We start from the raw sequence: 447 nt of genomic DNA on the forward strand, positions 1-447 counted from the left end.
GATAGTGTTGGCTTAATTGCTTCGCCGTAATGAGCAATAAGTTGGGCATCAAGCTTATCTGTTTTTGCCAGACGACCAATAGCTCCGGCAAACTTCTTGATGTGTGCAGGGTTGGCCACCACGAAGGGTAAATTGGACTTTGCACAGGCCATGATAAACAGATGTTCAAGTCGTCCAGTGGCTTCTATAACGATACGTTCCGGGTGATAATTTTTTATCTTTTTGATGGCCTCATTAACTCCTTTTTCGTCGTTGGTTACGGTGAAATAAATATCCAGGGGGCGGATATAAATATCGAGTTGTAACTTACCGGTATCGACACCTACAGTGACGGAACTTTGATTATTTTTATTATCCATAATAAGCTGTTTCTGCCTTGCTAATTCGGGCTCGAGGCCCCTTTGACTATCCGAACTTGATGTTTGGAGTCTTGTGCAGCGTTCTCAC

The 447-nt window shown here is 43.4% G+C and carries 1 protein-coding gene; it reads right to left on the bottom strand.

Annotated features, from left to right (window positions below):
* Nucleotides 1-359 (bottom strand): IS110 family transposase (locus CWC28_RS21755; protein ID WP_138625787.1); only part of this gene is annotated, 359 nt, incomplete at its 3' end.
* Nucleotides 360-447 lie beyond the last annotated feature (88 nt).

It is taken from the genome of Pseudoalteromonas sp. S4492 (genome assembly GCF_005886115.1).
Taxonomy (GTDB): Bacteria; Pseudomonadota; Gammaproteobacteria; order Enterobacterales; family Alteromonadaceae; genus Pseudoalteromonas; species Pseudoalteromonas gelatinilytica.